Genomic DNA, 17,058 nt, shown 5'->3' with positions numbered 1-17,058 from the left:
ATTTAACTCAAACTATCTAACTCTTAAATCTCCGCCGCAACCTCTGCCCCATCACGAATTGCACGTTTTGCATCTAGCTCAGCTGCGAGCTTAGCACCACCAATGAGATGGTATTGCGCGTCTGGCGCATCGCCAACGTTTGGCATCAGCTCAACGACCGACTCTTGACCTGCGCAGACGACGACGCTATCGACACGGAGTAGCTGGCTTTGACCTTGGGCATTGGTCACCCAGATACCCTCGTTAGTGATCTTGTCATACTGCACGCCAGCGACTTGGATGACGCCATGCGATTTGATATGAGCGCGATGTACCCAGCCTGAGGTTTTGTTCAGACCACTGCCCAGACGACCTTTGCTACGCTGCATTAGGTAGACTTGACGAATAGGCTTAATCGCTTTAGGTCTGACCAGTCCGCCATCACTTTGATAGTCAGTATCATTGGTCACGCCCCACTCTTCGCGCCACTCGCTGATTGATTGCGGTTCAGGGCGATAGCTTGGGTCTTTGAGACCCTCAGGACCGATCTCGTCCAGTGACTGACCATGATTGGCGGTCAGATATTCACTCACATCAAAGCCAATACCGCCAGCACCGATGACCGCTACCGTGTCACCCACAGCTTTCTCACCAGAGAGCAATTCTGCGTAGCTGATGACTTGCGGCAGATCAGCCCCTTCGAGCTTACCTGCTAGGCTTCTAGGAACGACGCCCGTGGCCACAATGACATGATGGAACTTAGCTTTTTCTAGCATGTCTTTATCTACAAAGGTGTTGAGTTTGACCTCGACGCCCAAGTGCTCAAGCTCATTAATATAGTAGCGAACGGTCTCAAAGAACTCTTCTTTACCAGGGATGACTTTGGCATAGTTGAACTGCCCGCCTAATACGTCTTTTGCTTCAAACAACGTCACATCGTGACCACGTAAGGCAGCGACGTGAGCGGCTGACATACCAGCGACACCGCCACCGATGACGGCGACTTTTTTCGCTTTTTTCGCTTTTTTGTACACCAGCTCTGTCTCATAGCACGCTTGCGGATTGACCAGACAAGTCGAGCGTTTGTTTTCAAATGTATGATCGAGGCACGCTTGGTTACAGGCGATACAGGTGTTAATTCGATCTGTCTGACCGTTTTTGGCTTTGTTGACCCAATGCGCATCCGCCAAGAATGGACGTGCCATTTGAATCATATCTGCCTGACCGTCAGCGATAATTTCTTCTGCCGTATCTGGCATATTGATGCGGTTGGCCGCCATCATTGGAATATTGATGTGTTTTTTGATCTCAGCAGTGAAATCAACGAAAGCCGCGCGCGGGACACTCGTCACAATAGTCGGGACACGCGCTTCATGCCAGCCGATGCCCGTATTCATGATGGTCACGCCCGCTTCTTCTAGCGCTTTTGCTACGGTGATGACTTCATCCATAACGTTACCGTCTTTGACTAAGTCAATTACTGACAGGCGGAACAAGATAATAAAGTCTTCACCCACGGCTTCACGAACAGCTGTGACTACATCAACCGCGAATTTCATACGGCCTTGAATACCACCGCCATAGATGTCTTTACGCTTATTGACATGACTGGATAAAAACTGATTGAGCAAGTAGCCTTCAGAACCCATGATTTCGACGCCGTCATAGCCTGCTTGTTTGGCAAGTTTGGCACTGCGTGCATAGTCTTTTACCGTCTGCTCGATGTTTTTGATGCTCATCTTGCGTGGTTTGAACGGTGAAATTGGGGATTTGATTGGGCTAGATGACACCGCAAAAGGATGATAACCATAACGACCACTGTGCAATATCTGCATAATGATTTTGCTGTCGTGCTTATGGACAGCACGAGTGACGCGCTGATGATTGATGACATCTGCTTTGTTATTCATGGTGCCGCCAGCAGGGAGTAGCCAGCCTTCGCGGTTGGGCGAGATACCACCCGTGATCATCATTGCCACGCCGCCTTTGGCACGCTCTTCAAAATAAGCCGCGAGCTTACCGTAGTTATAGAAACGGTCTTCAAGCCCCGTATGCATGGAGCCCATGACCATACGGTTTTTTAGGGTAGTAAACCCTAAATCTAATGGCTCAAATAAATGCGGATAGTATTCATTGGTGCTGGCAGTATCGATCGTATTAGCAGAACGGCTGGCGGTCATATCATTTTCCTTATGAATGGTTTTTTTAGACTATTTTTGCAGAACAGACATGCGATAAGATGTAGCGTTATCAGTATCGTAACACACCGCTATTATTGTCAGCTATGCAGACAAACGACTGATGAGTGAGCACTATATACATGACGACAGCAAGATAACGGCTAGATGGCAATTGGGCGACAGTTAAAGGATGGCTAAATAATAATAGGATGCCCTGTACGGAACAAGCAATTGCACTGGCGGTTATAAAAACCAACCCAAATTGTCAGGCAGCTTGCCTACAGTGGGGCAGATGCTTTTGCCAGTATCTCTCATAGTTACAGTGTCTCTCATAATTACAGTAGCTCACGTAGCATAATAGGATAATCGATAAAAATCGACTAATATAAAACCTTTTTGTGTTAAATTACTGTGCTAGGTGACCGCATTATAGAAAGGTAATATGCTGAGTTACCGCATTATAGCAATACGATAAAGGACTATCACCATGACAGATTTTCATACTGGTCTTGGCAAAAACGCCGCCAACCACCAACCGCTCACCCCTATTGATTTTATCATCCGTAGCGCGCAAGTTTATCCTGATAAAACCGCCATCATCTATGATGATCTAGAGCACAACAACCTCACTCAAACGTGGCAACAGACCTATATTCGCTGTCGTCAACTGGCAGATGGACTACGCAAACTGGGTATAGATAAAAATGACACGGTCGCCGTCATGTTGCCAAACACGCCTGTAATGGTCGAATGCGCGTTTGGTGTGCCGATGTCAGGTGGCGTACTCTGCACACTGAACACACGCCTGGATATCAATGCCCTTACCTTTTGTTTACAGCATTCAGAAGCAAAGGTTTTAATTTTAGATAGCGAGTTTGCTGAGCACGCCGACATCATCGCTGAGACTTTCCCCACCCTGATCGTCATTCACGCAGCAGATGCGGCTATCGATGTTGAGCCGTTTGGACAGATGAGTTATGAGGCGCTGGTTGCCAGTTCAGACAGTCTGGACAATTGGGAGATACCAGCAGACGAATGGGATGCTATCGCGCTGAACTATACCTCTGGCACGACAGGCAAACCCAAAGGCGTGGTCTATCACCATCGCGGCGCTACGCTCAATGCCGTCTCCAATATATTAGATTGGGACATGCCAAAACACCCAATTTACTTATGGACATTGCCGCTGTTTCATTGTAATGGTTGGTGTTTTCCTTGGAGTATCGCTGAGCGCGCTGGGGTCAATGTTTGCTTGCGTCACATTGATGCGGATTTGATATTGCAACTGATTGCTAAGCATCAGGTTACCCATTATTGCTCCGCGCCCGTCGTCCACAATATGATTGCTGGTGGCAAATCAGAGTATAAGGATGCCATCACCCATACAGTCAAAGGCTGGGTCGCTGGTGCACCGCCATCTGAGACTATGCTGGCAGCGATGGAAGCAATGGGCTTTCATATCTCACACGTTTATGGACTTACTGAAGTATATGGACCAGTGACAGTCTGCGCTGAGCAAGAAGAATGGGATGAGCTTGATATCGCCACACGCGCTCAAAAAAAATCTCGTCAAGGTATGACGTCTCATCTCATGGCAGGGTTTGAGGTATTTAAACAAGGTACCACTGAGCCCGTTGCCGCCGATGGCGAAGAGATGGGCGAGCTGGCATTGCGTGGCAATATGGTGATGAAAGGCTATCTCAAAAGCCGCAAAGCCACCGAAGCAGCATTCGCCGATGGCTGGTTCCGTACAGGTGATTTGGGTGTCAAATATCCTGATGGCTATATTAAAATCATGGATAGACTCAAAGATATCATCATCTCAGGCGGTGAGAATATCTCTAGTATCGAGGTAGAAAACGTTTTGTACAAACTCCCAGCAATCGAGAGCTGTGCGGTCGTCGCCGCGCCCCATGATAAATGGGGAGAAGTACCCGTCGCCTTTATCGAGATTCATACTGGTAGCACGCTACAACGCGATACCGTGATGGCGCACTGTAGTCAGCACCTAGCAGGCTTCAAAGTGCCAAAATATATTGTTTTTGCCGAAATACCAAAGACCAGTACGGGTAAAGTGCAAAAATTTGAGCTACGCCAAGCCGCAAAATCATTGGCACACGAAACGCCAAAAGTAACTGCTAGTGTTAAATAAAATAGCGACTTATTAAGTCATATCATTAATCATTGCTCATAAAAAAGGTCGATCACGTATAAGTGACTGACCTTTTTTCGAATGCTAGCCTATTTATACTATAGTTGGTTCAATATAATTTGGAGACAAGGAAGCTAAGTAAAAGTACTACAGATAGTAGACTAAGCGAAGCTGACACCGTATCCAATTTATAGAGAACTAACGATATCAGCCAAGTTTGGGTTCAAGCCATTGGTAAATCAGCATTCCTATGACCATTGCTGGGATAAACACATACGCTTGCCATTGTCCTGTACCAAGCAGCACGATACCGGGTCCTGGGCAAATACCCACCAGTCCCCAGCCGACACCAAACAGCATGGCACCGATGATCAGTTGTTTGGTGATAATAGTTTTGCTTGGCATATCGATCGGCGTGCCGATCCAGCTGCTTTGTTGACGCTTGGCCAATAGCACACCAAAAAACGCCACAACCAAACCGCCTCCCATCACAAGAGCAAGGGAGATATCCCAAGCGCCAAACACGTCCAAGAACCCTTGCACCTTCACAGGATCAGTCATACCTGATACCAGCAGTCCAAACCCAAATAGCAGCCCGGCTAGCAATCCGATTATATTCTTTAGCATTGTTGTCTCTCGCTATTATTGTTTTCTATTAACCATCATTCATCATTTACGCTCTAACATGACTGATCGCTACTGTCTGGTAATCTACCATCCAGCACCTACAGTAGCCCTAGGACATGCCGACCGATATAAACGGTCACAATACCAAACAGCATAAAGGTCATAGTCGCGGCCAGCGAGCGCGGAGACAGACGTGCATTACCGCAAATGCCATGACCACTCGTACATCCTGAACCCAGACGAGTACCAAAACCAACCAATAACCCTGCAATAATCAACAGTGGCAACGAGCTACTAATCTCTACATCAGCCAGCGGTCTTACTAGGCCGTATAGCACTGGTGATATGACCAAACCCACTATAAATAGCACCTGCCACATCTCTACACGCTTAGGCCTTAGCAAGTTTGAAAAAATGCCACTGATACCCGCAATACGCCCGATGCCAAGTAGCAAGATAACCGTTGCCACGCCGAGCATCAAACCGCCTACCAAAGAGATCGGTGTAAATGCTTGCCAGTCTATTTGTATACTCATAATGAGCTGCCTATATAGATGTGTTGGATATTTCTGTTTATTATTTATAAAAATACATTATATTATAAAATATAATAAAAGAGTAAAAAAATACTGAGCACGTATAAGAATATTGACGGCTCAGTATTTCAATGACGATAGCAGCATCTAAAAAACGTCTATAAACACGACAGCATCAGTTTATAAACGTTCCCTAAATAGTTTTATTTGCTCAACACTTTGTCCAGTGCCGCTTCAAAACGTGCTACGGTTCCATCGATATCGGTCAGTTTATCCAAACCAAACAGACCTAGACGGAAGGTCTTAAAGTTATCAGGCTCACCTACTTTTAGTGGCACGCCAGCAGCAATTTGCACTCCGATTTCAGCGAAAGCGCTACCTTTATGCATGTCATCACGATCGGTATAAGAGACGACAACGCCAGGCGCTTTGAAACCTTCAGCCGCTACACTCTCAACACCTTTGGCTTCTAATACTTCACGGATACGTTTGCCAAGTGTCCACTGTGCTTCACATAGCGTATCAAAACCGATTACTTTGGCTTCATTAACCGCGTCACGGAACTGGCGTAAGCTATCTGTCGGCATCGTCGCATGATAGGCGTGACCACCATTCTCATAAGCACGCATGATGTTTAACCATTGCTTAAGATCGACACTGAAGCTATCAGACTCAGTGCTGTCTACCTTTTTGACAGCAGCGTCGCTTAGCATGACCAGACCAGCACTAGGCGTACTGCTCCAGCCTTTTTGCGGCGCGCTAATCAGTACATCGATACCTAATGCTTTCATATCCAACCATACGCAGCCCGACGCGATACAGTCAATAACCAACAAACCACCAACGCTATGGACCGCGTCGCCCAGTGCTTTTATATAGTCATCTGACAAAATCATACCAGACGATGTCTCGACGTGCGGTGCAAATACAACGGCTGGTTTTTCTTCTTTGATCTTGGCTACGGCGGTGTCGATGTCGACTGGTGCAAATGGTTTAGGTGACTCGCTATCATCTGCACGATTGGCCGTAAGCACAGTAGAAGATTTGGCGATTTTGCCTTTCTCTAGAATTTGCGTCCAACGATAACTGAACCAACCATTACGGATGATTAAGCAATCTTCGTCATTTGCCAGTTGACGAGCAACGGCTTCCATACCATAGGTACCAGAGCCAGGTACAATCACCACGGCGTCAGCGTTATACACAGATTTTAGGTCACTAGATAGGTCGTTCATTACTTGTTGAAAAGCTTTTGACATGTGGTTCAGCGCGCGATCGGTATATACCACTGAATACTCTAACAAACCGTTTGGATCGATATCTTGACGTAATGCAGGCATTGAACACTCCTAGTGTGTGATTAGATGATTGACTATTTTTTGGCTCTTTTTTCCGTAGTATCTGGGTATGAAATAATATAGATACTGATCAAGTAGCAGAATTAATGACTAGCTAATAAGTAGTAATTAAGCACTGAGCTAGAACAAAAACAAAGGATAGAATAAAATATTGACCAGATAGCACTTTAATATAGCGATATTGTCTTTGATGATATTGTCTTGGATAATAATGTCTTGAGCTGTTTAGAGGTTCCTCGCTTTTGAACGCATAAAAAACAAGGAACACTGATGAGATCTACTAATATTGCATCAATATATTTGTAGTCATATTACGAGCAGACATCAGCACATTATTTTGACCTAAACCATTCATAAGAGCTTGATATTAGCACTGATGCTAGAGGTTGACAACGACATGCTGGGGCAGTGTTATGACTTGCACTGTCGATGATTTGTTGATAAGTCGTGTATAACTATCAGTGCCCGCGATGAGCATCCTGTAGCCCTGAAACCACAAAGTCGAGCAGATCACTATCGCCTTCGCGCGCCGCTTTGCGCATGAGCTTTGATGGTGCATGCGTCAATGTTTGGGTTAAGCGTCGTGACAGTTCGGTGAGGATATCTTCTGGACTGACATCGTCCTGCTGCAGCTTAGCGATAGACTCGTGTAGCAGTTTATCCACTTGACCTTGGGTACAGGCGCGGTACTGTTGAATGTCTTTACCGACTTGACGAACTTGAAAGCGGCGGTCTATCTCAACAACCAATTGACTCACCAGTAACTCAGCGTCAACCGCTGCTTGCCGACGCTGCTCGATATTGCCAGCAATCACATGCTGTAAATCATCGACAGAGTATAGATATACATCATCAATGCGGCTGATGTTGGAGTCGATATCGCGCGGTACTGCCAAGTCTATCATCAGCATTGGCTGATAACGACGACGCTTGAGTGCTTGCATCGTCATTGTCTTATCAATCAACAAGTCCATACTGCCGCTACAGCTACTGACAATATCTGCTTCTGCCAGTACTTGTGGCAACTCCTGCAATGGTTTGACATCGACACGGCGATTGGGACTACGCAGTTCCGCCGCCAATGCTTCGGCACGCTCAGGATTGCGATTACAGATAATGACTCGTCCTACCCCAAGCCCTGCGATATGGGTCGCGACCAAGCGGTTCATCTCGCCTGCAGCAACGACCAATAGTGTACGACTGGGCAGATCATCAAATATTTGCGTGACCAGTTTCGCTGCAGCAAAGCTAAGCGATACCGCTTGCGCGCCGACTTGCGTCTCATTACGCACTCGTTTGGCCGCGGCAAATACTTGATCTACAATCCAGCCAAGCTGATTACTGAGTACTTTTTGCTCTTGCGCTAAATGCACAGAGCGCTTTATTTGACCAAGGATTTGTGGCTCGCCCAGTATCATAGAGTCGAGCCCTGCAGCTACTCTTAACCAATGGGTCAATGCATGAGTATCCCGATGTACATAAAGGTAAGGGTCGATGTCTGAGAGTGGGAGCTGTTTGAATTCAGCAAGCCACGTCTTGATTTTGATAATGTGAGCGCTAATGGCGGTAGCCGAAACATTGCTGCTACCACCAAAGTTGTTTTGCTCGGTAGTAACGGTCGTTTGCAAGCTAGATGGCTGTGAGACTGCGCTTTGCGGCACTGAAGGTTGCGATGCTGAGTTGTGCGGCACGAGGGCATAGATCTCAGTACGGTTGCACGTTGAGACAATCACACTACCGTCAGTGAAACTCTCTATCTGGTCGAGCGCGACATTCACATCGTCACCCACAAGTGCCAAGCGCTCTCGTAGAGCGACTGGTGCGGTTTTGTGATTGACCCCAATGACCACTAATCTCATTATTGATAGACCATAAACATGACGCTCAGTTGCCTACTTACGCTATCTTATTGTGCTCAAAAGACAGTTTTTGATGACAGCGCTGAAAGGAAGACCCTAAAAACCGCTTATTATATCATTATTGCTGGCGTTAATTAACACTCAGCCATCTATGATAGCTATATCTCTGTATCTGGTCACGGCGGTAACAAATCAACTACCCATACGATTTATAAAATCAATAGCCAGATTTTGGCAAGTGCTCAATAAAACAAACATAAATCGCTCGCTTAGTATGACTTAACTTGTTATATTTCAACAGTATTCTGATCGATACGCACCTAAAAATAAAAACATAGTCGACCGTGTTTGGGCTTAAAACAGGCCTCACATGTCGCGTATTCATATAAGAACTATGACTCTCATCGGAGTAACACGGCTCCTATTGTTTATACTGTGCCTCTGCTCTTATAATGTCTGTCATAGGTACTCGTTACCATTATCTGATTTACAATGATTAAAATAAAATACCTCAGTGATGTAGGTAAACCATGGACGAATACGGCTATCTATGATGTTTTTTGGATCATTATTTCACGCGCATCCTCCACTTAATGAGCAATCTAGCCTGCGTGCTCTGTTGCAGGTCGTTATGGAGCGTCTGTGCCAACGGTATAAGCTTGCCTTATCATTGGCCGTTTGTTTGTGCTTGACCACACCAGTTCATGCCAGCCAGCCTGATACTTCGTCACAGGCAACCTTTCCGCAAGCACCAGCTATTATCAATAATAATCCGAATAATACCAGTACTAGCACCAACACTACTATTAACACGACCGTTCGTAGAGTCAGTCAGCCGGCAGATAGCATTGCAAATATTGATGGTCTAGCGCCTACTGGCTTGTGGAAGCCTGAGCTTAATGAGCCAAGTTTATATGCTCTACTAGATGCAGAGTTTGCCGCGGATCGCGACAATCGACAGCGAGCGATTGCAATCTATAAGCAGCAATCTTTTAAAGAGGATGCCACCGCAGTTTTTGAGAGAGCACTGACTTTATCCTTGCGCAACGAGAGGGTTGAAGACTCGTTAGCATTTGCCAAATCATGGCAAGACCAAAACCCTGATCATGTACCTGCTTGGTTTTATGTGGCGCATTTAGCCCTGCGCGCACACGATTATATCTTAGCTGGTGAGACGCTAAACCGTATCTTACGTTATGATCCGCGTGCAGATCTGAGCGAGATTCTCATTGGTATTTATCCAAATAACGATGAGGATAAACGTGAGCTACTCGCTGCTTTGCAGCCTTTAGATAGCGAGCAAAATGCCTCGTTATCTGTACTAAAAGCAGGTCTGCTCTACCAGTTTAATGAGCCTGAAATTGCTATCGTACACATCAACCGTGCGTTAGAACGTCAGCCTGACTATGTGCCTTTTATTACCTTAAAAGCCGACATACTGCGCAAAATCGTTACCGCCGAGACCGTGGTCAACTATGTCAGCCAAGCGCGCCTTCGTAACCCTGATAGCAAAAGCTTGTACTTGTATGAAATTCGCTACTTATTAGATCTAAAACAAAGCGAGCAAGCTTGGAGATTACTGCTCGAAGCACATGATCGCTTTAGTGATGATGCCGAGATTACTTTGCTAGCGGCGTTGGTGAGTCTGGATATCGAAGAGTATGCGAGCGCAGACGATCTACTCAATATGCTTGCCAAAAGCCCCACCTATCTTGATCAAGCGTATTACTATCTCGGTATCAGTGCTGAGCGGCAACAGCTCTTTGAACAAGCCAAATACTATCTCAATGACGTGATGCAAGAAGATTTGGTATTAGAAGCACGTAGAAAAGTAGTCGCGTTTGAATTACTTGATAATGATGTCGATGCTGCAATCGCCACGTTAGAGAAGCTACGCAAAGACTTTACGGTGTTTGCGCCTGACACGTTTGTCATGCAGGCCGATATTTTGTGGCAACAGAATGAGTCAGCAGAAGCATTACGCTTATTAACACAAGCTGCCCGCAGATATCCTGATAACGAAATGCTGCTGTTTGCTCGGGCTCAGCTCTTAGACGACAAAGACGATTACGTTGTCAAACGCACTTTGCTCAATCATTTACAGGCATTAGATCCTAGCAACCTATCTTACCAGCTCAGTTATGCGCAGTTACTGCTGGCCAACGAGCGCAGCTCAGAGCAGGGTCTAGCACTAGCCACTGCTATCATTCAGATTCGCTACGATGACCCCCGCTATGATAATGAGCTCCATCTGCAAGCCCTAAATGTATTGGCGGGTAACGCACTGGCAAAAGAAAACTATAAACAAGTGATTAATTATCTACAGACACCTTATGATGTTCTGCCCACCCTGCGCTCAGGTACTTTGCTATTGCGCGCTTACCAAGGGCTAGGCAATAACGACAAGGTTGAAGCCCTACTCGCAGACTTACAACAGCGCTTCTCATTTGGACAACACAATATCAATGACCGCATACAGTTGTATTGATATCGACTGCTCAAGCTTCCTGTTTGGTCTTTTAGCTCTATAAATGATATAGCAGTTATAAATTACAAGGCAGTTATAAGAAGCTAACAGCCGTGCATAACCGAGCAACAAATAACGCTTAAGCTAATATCTTTGTTTAACTTCCTACTTTGAGAACCTATTATGTCTGTATCACTCTCGTCTTACAAACCAAACAAATTGACGCTGTTGACTGCCATGGCGACCGCAATGGTTATCACCTCTGGCTGTCAGTCGCTAAAAACAGCCAGCGCAACCAATCAACCAACCACCATGCAAGGTCAAAACGCCGATCAACCCAAAAAGCTAGAAAGCTTTGACATCACTGGTAAAATTGGGGTGACAATGCCTGCCAATGATACCTCAGGTACCCAAGGCGGTAGTGCGTTTTATGCATGGGGTCAACAAGACGATCGTTTTGCGATTGAGCTCATCGGCGCACTCGGTATCGGCAAAACCAATATTGAGTACAATGGTCAAACGGCCACGCTAGTTAGTGAAAAAACAGGCACATTGACCGCTAATGATCCTGAGACTCTGCTCAAAAAAGCCACTGGCTGGCAAGCGCCTATCTCACAGATGCCTTATTGGATATCTGGACGTCCGGCTCCTTCAGACAGCGCGCCGCAGCTTGACGCTCAAAACCGCTTAGTCAGTTCAGTCAATGGCGAATGGAATGCGAGCTTCACTTACAAGGGTAATGATAAGCTACCTAGTAAGATCAGTGCCGTACGGTCACAAGGAAATAAAGTTGTGATGACGATCAACCACTAACGCATACGACTCACTAATAAAACCATTCCACAAGCTATCATTGCCTATTGAGACAGCTGTTTTTGACCGAAACTATGACTAAAGATACTGCTATAGCGTCGACTTCTACCTTCACTCGTTTGTCCCCTGCAAAAATCAATCTATTTTTGCACATTACGGGCAGACGAGTTGACGGCTATCATAATTTGCAAACGGTATTTCGCCTGCTCGACTGGGGCGATTACTTGCATTTTTCGGTCGGCGATGATGCTATGATTTCTACTGAAAATAGTGAATCAGATGCTACTACCCTCTGTCATCAACTGTTGGTATTATCTGGTGCAGAGACGATCACGGCCAATATAGAAGACAACTTAATATTTAAAGCAGCGCGCGCATTGCTAGCATTTGCTATGCAATTAGGTGAGCTACCGAAGCAATTGGTACAAGTTACTGTCACCTTAGACAAGCATTTACCAATGGGTGCAGGATTGGGCGGTGGCTCGTCCAATGCCGCAACGACCATGCTGGCACTCAATGAGATTTGGCAGCTCAATTTTACTTGCCATGAGCTGATAAAAATTGGTGCAAAGGTAGGTGCGGACGTACCCATATTTATCTTTGGTCGAGATGCCATTGCCATGGGTATTGGTGAAGAATTGACGGCCATTGATCTACCTGATCAGCAGTATTTAGTTTTAACGCCTGATGCGCATGTCAATACTGCTACCCTATTTGTCCATCCCCAGCTACAGCGAAATATCTCCCCTATTTCGGCTGACACTATTCAGAACCAATACGCTGACTATGTGCAAACGCTTACCGCGCCCTATCACAATGTTTTTACCCCAGTAGTGACAAGCCTGGCTCCCGCTGTTGCAGAGGCTTTAGATTACTTGCAAGGGTTAGAGGCACAAGCAATGAGTACAGCACGTATGACTGGCTCAGGTAGTGCAGTGTTTTTGCCTTTGGACGCGAGTATTTCCAGTAATAAAAAACTATTGGAAAAGTGGGTTGCAGAGGCACCTTGTGCAGGGTATGTGGTGGAAAGTTTATAAGTCTCTATCATTGCTCCCATAAATTTTGTTTTTGTTTAAAGTTGATGTAATGCTGGTAGTTTTGACCAACTAAAAACTGACAACGGCTGATTCTTATTAATAAATCTCAGAAAAAAGCGCAAATGACTTGCAAAATCTGAAAATTTACTTATAATAGGTCGCCACAATAGGGGTATAGCCAAGTTGGTAAGGCATCAGGTTTTGATCCTGACATCCGTTGGTTCGAGTCCAGCTACCCCTGCCATTTTTTAGTACGAAGCGTTAGAGATACATCGAGTATAAGCGGTTTATAGACAACCTCTTATCTTATTGTCATTGACAACGTTATCCCAGTTTCGGTATAGTTCGCAATGGACACCGCTAGGGAAAAGTTATACTTTAGACGGCTCAATCGTTTATAATATAACTGATAGGTCGTGACGCCATTCTAATAATGATTAAACAATCAATATTAGCTATCGGACGTATATAGCCTAGACATTACAGGGGTATAGCCAAGTTGGTAAGGCATCAGGTTTTGATCCTGACATCCGTTGGTTCGAGTCCAGCTACCCCTGCCATTTTTACTATAATAGTAGTCATCAACACCTTCACCACTCTTTTCTTAATTTGAGCAGTTTGTCACTGCTTAGCGGTCGCTGCTTGAGTCAATCAATAGGACTTCTGTCATGCCTTATTTGGCGATTTTTACGGGTAATGCCCACCCAGAATTAGCAAAAACCGTAGCCGATCATCTTCATATACCTCTTGGTAAAGCTGACATCACGCGTTTTTCTGATGGCGAAATTGCCGTGGAAATCAAAGAACACGTACGTGGTAAAGATGTGTTTATCATGCAGCCTACTTGTGCACCGACCAACGACAACTTGATGGAAATCATGATGATGGCAGACGCCTTGCGTCGCTCTAGTGCTGGCCGTATCACAGCTGTCATGCCATATTTTGGTTATGCTCGTCAGGATCGTCGCCCGCGTTCAGCTCGTGTACCTATCTCAGCCAAAGTCGTCGCTGATATGCTAAATATCGTTAGTATCGATCGCGTCATGACGGTTGATTTGCACTCAGATCAGATTCAGGGTTTCTTTGATATCCCTGTAGACAACATCTACGGTACGCCAGTACTCTTAAACGACTTACAAAAACAAGATTATGACAATATCATGGTGGTTTCTCCTGATGTTGGCGGTGTGGTTCGTGCACGTGCAATGGCCAAGCAGTTAGGCGATACTGACATGGCGATTATTGATAAGCGCCGTGCGCGTGCTAATGAGTCACAAGTGATGCATATCATTGGTGATGTCCGTGACCGTGATTGCGTTATCGTTGATGATATGGTCGATACCGCAGGTACGCTATGCAAAGCTGCCGAAGCACTAAAAGAAAATGGTGCACGCCGCGTATTGGCTTATATCACCCACCCTGTCCTATCGGGTAATGCACTCAAAAACATCAGCGAATCGGCGCTAGACGAAGTCGTTGTGACTGATACGATTCCATTATCAGCTGAAGCAAAAGCCTGCAGCAAAATCCGTCAGGTCAGTATCGCGCCGATGCTTGCTGAGAGCTTACGCCGTATCAACAACGAAGAATCTATTAGTGCAATGTTTGATGCCTAATGTTTAGTGATCGGTGTTTAATACTGAACGCTAGATAGTAGTTGTTATAATCCAAACAGCAACCACTGTGTTAACAGGTATTGAATAAGCCAAAGAAATAGCGCCAAGTATGAGTACTTGGCGCTATTTTTATGTCCGTGATTTGCGTAGGTCTTTATTATTGCTACAAAATCCCGTATAATGCGCGCCTGTGCTGACCTTTTGTTTTATTATACAAGGTTGGCATTATTAAAAGTGCTGATCAAGCTGAATAATAATGGCTACTGTAGTAATTATTACTATAAATATCATTGTTATAGGCAAATGGCTAATGTTGTTAGTCGTATGATTTATATGCGGTGACACCTCTTAGCTATCATCACGTATTAGTGGATTGGTCGCAAATCCACTTTTTTATGACCAGACACTTCATCATTCTTTTTATAGGATTATATCCATGAGCATTAATCATTTTGAACTAAAAGCCGTTGATCGTTCTGCTGAACTACAAGGTAAAGGTGCGAGCCGCCGCCTACGTAAGCAGAACCTAGTTCCTGCTATCATCTATGGTGGTAATGAAGAACCAACAGCTATCTCTATCAAGCTTAACGAACTAGTAAAATCACTAGAATTCGAAGCGTTCTTCTCACACATCTTGACTATCAATGTTGATGGTGAAGAGCATCAAGCAGTCATCAAAGATTTGCAGCGTCATCCTGCTAAAGGTTTCCCAATGCATGCTGATTTCCAGCGCATTGTGAAAGGTCAAAAAATCCACATGAACGTTCCTGTGCATTTCTCTGGCCGTGAAGATGCTCCTGGTACTGCTGCTGGTGGCGTATTGTCTACTCTAGTATCTGACATCGAAATCATCTGCCTACCATCTAAACTTCCTGAATACCTAGATGTAGACGTTTCTGGTATGGAAATCGGTGATTTGTTCCGTCTATCAGACATCGAACTTCCTGAAGGTGTGGTGATTCATGAGCTTGAGCTAGAAGACGGCCATGACCGTACTATCGTTAACATGCAGCCACCTACTGTTGAAGAAGTTGACGAAGATGCTGAAGACGTTGATGCTGATGAAGTACCAGCAACTGAGCAAAACGCTGAAGTTGACACTGAAGAGAAAGAAGACGACGAGTAAGATACACTTTCTATGTAGCGACTCATATTGCGCTATGTAGTAACAGACTCGTTTAGTCAACAAAACAGCAGGTGATTTAAAATCTCCTGCTGTTTTTGTAAGTAAGGTTTGAAAATACACAGTTTTCTCAAATTTAAAGCCTTATTTCTATTTATCGTATTCAAGCAGGGTGTTTTTATGACCATAAAGCTTATTGTCGGTCTTGGTAATCCTGGTCAGCAGTATATGTTCACGCGTCATAATGCTGGGTTTTGGTTCGTTCATCATTTGGCACAGCAGTTCAATATCACGCTCGCCCCTGACAAGAAGTTTCACGGGGTGACAGGACGCGGGCAAATTCATGGGTCTGATGTGCGTCTACTGATGCCGCTGACGTTTATGAATAAGTCTGGTCAGTCAGTCGTGCCTATGGTAAATTTTTATGGCATCAAAAACGACGAGCTATTGATTGCTCATGATGAGCTCGACATCCCAGCTGGCAGCATCAAGCTCAAAACCGATGGCGGTCATGGCGGTCATAATGGTCTGCGTGATATTACACCGCACATCGGCAATGACTTTCATCGTCTACGCGTAGGTATTGGCCACCCAGGACACAAGTCCAAAGTTAGTGGACATGTCCTCTCAAAAGCGTCACCCGATGAGCAAATCGCTATCGATAGCGCATTGACAGCAGCTTTTGAAGCACTACCCCTGTTGATGAGTGGCGATACTGAGAAAGCCCGCTCACAAATTAATGGCTTTAAATTACCTGAATAATATAGCGTCATTATAACAACGACCTTTTATTTTGGTAGTTTTGTCCCCATTAACCTTTTGATTTAGTTATTTAATATCAGTTACGCTAAGGAAGCAACCTATGCTACTTAATATGCTTAAATGCAAATTACATCGTGCTCGTGTTACCCATGCTGAGCTTCATTATGAAGGCTCATGCGGTATCGATGGTGATCTACTTGACCTTGCTGGTCTACGTGAAAACGAATCTATCGATATCTATAATGTGACCAATGGCAAGCGCTTTCGCACCTATGCTATCCGTGCTGAAGCAGGCTCTGGTATTATCTCATTAAATGGTGCTGCAGCTCATATGGCAGATTTAGGTGACATCGTCATTATCTGTGCTTATGCCCAGTTTGATGAAGTTGAAGCATCTACCTACCAACCAAAACTTGTCTACTGTAATGAAGACAACACGGTTAAAGACACAGCAAATATCATCCCTGTACAAGTTGCTTAATATGACAGGATGACGAGGTTTTGGTTAGATCAAGAGAGATGTCAAACTAGAGCGTTGGTTTAACTCTG

At 45.1% G+C, this 17,058-nt stretch carries 13 protein-coding genes and 2 tRNA genes; 10 read left to right on the top strand and 5 right to left on the bottom strand.

Features of this window, described 5'->3' with window-relative positions:
• Nucleotides 1-23: 23 nt before the first annotated feature.
• Nucleotides 24-2,159, bottom strand: a complete 2,136-nt coding sequence (locus AC5JPT_RS10385) for a 2,4-dienoyl-CoA reductase FMN-binding domain-containing protein (RefSeq protein ID WP_493858032.1) — start codon at nucleotides 2,157-2,159, stop codon at nucleotides 24-26.
• Between the two features lie 487 nt (nucleotides 2,160-2,646).
• Here AC5JPT_RS10385 and AC5JPT_RS10380 point away from each other — a divergent pair, with 487 nt between their 5' ends.
• On the top strand, nucleotides 2,647-4,311 hold the full coding sequence (locus tag AC5JPT_RS10380; RefSeq protein ID WP_493858031.1) for an AMP-binding protein: 1,665 nt from the start codon (nucleotides 2,647-2,649) through the stop codon (nucleotides 4,309-4,311).
• Between the two features lie 207 nt (nucleotides 4,312-4,518).
• Here AC5JPT_RS10380 and AC5JPT_RS10375 read toward each other — a convergent pair whose 3' ends face one another.
• The 4 genes from AC5JPT_RS10375 to hemA form a co-directional block, all read right to left on the bottom strand.
• Nucleotides 4,519-4,938 (bottom strand): DUF6691 family protein, encoded by a 420-nt coding sequence (locus tag AC5JPT_RS10375; protein ID WP_493858030.1) that lies wholly within the window; start codon nucleotides 4,936-4,938, stop codon nucleotides 4,519-4,521.
• A 98-nt stretch (nucleotides 4,939-5,036) separates the two neighbouring features.
• The gene (locus tag AC5JPT_RS10370; RefSeq protein ID WP_493858029.1) at nucleotides 5,037-5,474 is read right to left on the bottom strand and encodes a YeeE/YedE family protein; all 438 of its coding nucleotides are present in this window, start codon (nucleotides 5,472-5,474) and stop codon (nucleotides 5,037-5,039) included.
• 203 nt (nucleotides 5,475-5,677) lie between these two features.
• Entirely contained in the window at nucleotides 5,678-6,814 is a 1,137-nt protein-coding gene (locus tag AC5JPT_RS10365; RefSeq protein ID WP_493858028.1) for an aminotransferase class V-fold PLP-dependent enzyme, read from the bottom strand.
• Between the two features lie 476 nt (nucleotides 6,815-7,290).
• On the bottom strand, nucleotides 7,291-8,691 hold the full coding sequence (hemA, locus tag AC5JPT_RS10360) for a glutamyl-tRNA reductase (RefSeq protein WP_493858027.1): 1,401 nt from the start codon (nucleotides 8,689-8,691) through the stop codon (nucleotides 7,291-7,293).
• A gap of 550 nt (nucleotides 8,692-9,241) precedes the next feature.
• Between hemA and AC5JPT_RS10355 the strand changes: the two genes are divergently transcribed.
• The 9 genes from AC5JPT_RS10355 to panD all read left to right on the top strand — a co-directional run bounded on the left by AC5JPT_RS10355 (nucleotide 9,242) and on the right by panD (nucleotide 16,990).
• Nucleotides 9,242-11,179: a tetratricopeptide repeat protein gene (locus AC5JPT_RS10355; RefSeq protein ID WP_493858026.1), complete on the top strand. Its 1,938-nt coding sequence runs from the start codon at nucleotides 9,242-9,244 to the stop codon at nucleotides 11,177-11,179.
• Nucleotides 11,180-11,341: 162 nt separating this feature from the next.
• On the top strand, nucleotides 11,342-11,971 hold the full coding sequence (gene lolB, locus AC5JPT_RS10350; protein ID WP_493858025.1) for a lipoprotein insertase outer membrane protein LolB: 630 nt from the start codon (nucleotides 11,342-11,344) through the stop codon (nucleotides 11,969-11,971).
• Between the two features lie 74 nt (nucleotides 11,972-12,045).
• Nucleotides 12,046-13,008 (top strand): 4-(cytidine 5'-diphospho)-2-C-methyl-D-erythritol kinase, encoded by a 963-nt coding sequence (ispE, locus tag AC5JPT_RS10345; protein WP_493858024.1) that lies wholly within the window; start codon nucleotides 12,046-12,048, stop codon nucleotides 13,006-13,008.
• A 168-nt stretch (nucleotides 13,009-13,176) separates the two neighbouring features.
• Nucleotides 13,177-13,252 (top strand) — tRNA-Gln (locus AC5JPT_RS10340).
• A gap of 240 nt (nucleotides 13,253-13,492) precedes the next feature.
• Nucleotides 13,493-13,568 (top strand) — tRNA-Gln (locus tag AC5JPT_RS10335).
• A gap of 108 nt (nucleotides 13,569-13,676) precedes the next feature.
• The gene (locus tag AC5JPT_RS10330; RefSeq protein WP_057758042.1) at nucleotides 13,677-14,624 is read left to right on the top strand and encodes a ribose-phosphate pyrophosphokinase; all 948 of its coding nucleotides are present in this window, start codon (nucleotides 13,677-13,679) and stop codon (nucleotides 14,622-14,624) included.
• 436 nt (nucleotides 14,625-15,060) lie between these two features.
• A complete protein-coding gene (locus AC5JPT_RS10325; protein ID WP_493858023.1) occupies nucleotides 15,061-15,750 on the top strand; it encodes a 50S ribosomal protein L25/general stress protein Ctc in 690 nt (229 codons plus the stop codon).
• A 177-nt stretch (nucleotides 15,751-15,927) separates the two neighbouring features.
• Nucleotides 15,928-16,509 carry an aminoacyl-tRNA hydrolase gene (gene pth, locus AC5JPT_RS10320; RefSeq protein ID WP_493858022.1) on the top strand — a complete coding sequence of 194 codons (582 nt, stop codon included), beginning with the start codon at nucleotides 15,928-15,930 and terminating at the stop codon, nucleotides 16,507-16,509.
• 100 nt (nucleotides 16,510-16,609) lie between these two features.
• Nucleotides 16,610-16,990, top strand: coding sequence for an aspartate 1-decarboxylase (panD, locus tag AC5JPT_RS10315; RefSeq protein WP_201548990.1), 381 nt, complete (start codon nucleotides 16,610-16,612; stop codon nucleotides 16,988-16,990).
• Nucleotides 16,991-17,058 lie beyond the last annotated feature (68 nt).

The organism is Psychrobacter sp. H26 (assembly GCF_059073035.1).
The sequence above is the reverse complement of the archived record's forward strand: the minus strand, read 5'-3'. Positions and strand labels throughout refer to the sequence as shown.

What these genes read in the sequence shown, in the direction of transcription:
- AC5JPT_RS10385 (WP_493858032.1), bottom strand. Translation starts at nt 2,159, where the DNA reads ATGACCGCCAGCCGTTCTGCTAATACGATCGATACTGCCAGCACCAAT.
- AC5JPT_RS10380 (WP_493858031.1), top strand. Translation starts at nt 2,647, where the DNA reads ATGACAGATTTTCATACTGGTCTTGGCAAAAACGCCGCCAACCACCAA.
- AC5JPT_RS10375 (WP_493858030.1), bottom strand. Translation starts at nt 4,938, where the DNA reads ATGCTAAAGAATATAATCGGATTGCTAGCCGGGCTGCTATTTGGGTTT.
- AC5JPT_RS10370 (WP_493858029.1), bottom strand. Translation starts at nt 5,474, where the DNA reads ATGAGTATACAAATAGACTGGCAAGCATTTACACCGATCTCTTTGGTA.
- AC5JPT_RS10365 (WP_493858028.1), bottom strand. Translation starts at nt 6,814, where the DNA reads ATGCCTGCATTACGTCAAGATATCGATCCAAACGGTTTGTTAGAGTAT.
- hemA (WP_493858027.1), bottom strand. Translation starts at nt 8,691, where the DNA reads ATGAGATTAGTGGTCATTGGGGTCAATCACAAAACCGCACCAGTCGCT.
- AC5JPT_RS10355 (WP_493858026.1), top strand. Translation starts at nt 9,242, where the DNA reads ATGATGTTTTTTGGATCATTATTTCACGCGCATCCTCCACTTAATGAG.
- lolB (WP_493858025.1), top strand. Translation starts at nt 11,342, where the DNA reads ATGTCTGTATCACTCTCGTCTTACAAACCAAACAAATTGACGCTGTTG.
- ispE (WP_493858024.1), top strand. Translation starts at nt 12,046, where the DNA reads ATGACTAAAGATACTGCTATAGCGTCGACTTCTACCTTCACTCGTTTG.
- AC5JPT_RS10330 (WP_057758042.1), top strand. Translation starts at nt 13,677, where the DNA reads ATGCCTTATTTGGCGATTTTTACGGGTAATGCCCACCCAGAATTAGCA.
- AC5JPT_RS10325 (WP_493858023.1), top strand. Translation starts at nt 15,061, where the DNA reads ATGAGCATTAATCATTTTGAACTAAAAGCCGTTGATCGTTCTGCTGAA.
- pth (WP_493858022.1), top strand. Translation starts at nt 15,928, where the DNA reads ATGACCATAAAGCTTATTGTCGGTCTTGGTAATCCTGGTCAGCAGTAT.
- panD (WP_201548990.1), top strand. Translation starts at nt 16,610, where the DNA reads ATGCTACTTAATATGCTTAAATGCAAATTACATCGTGCTCGTGTTACC.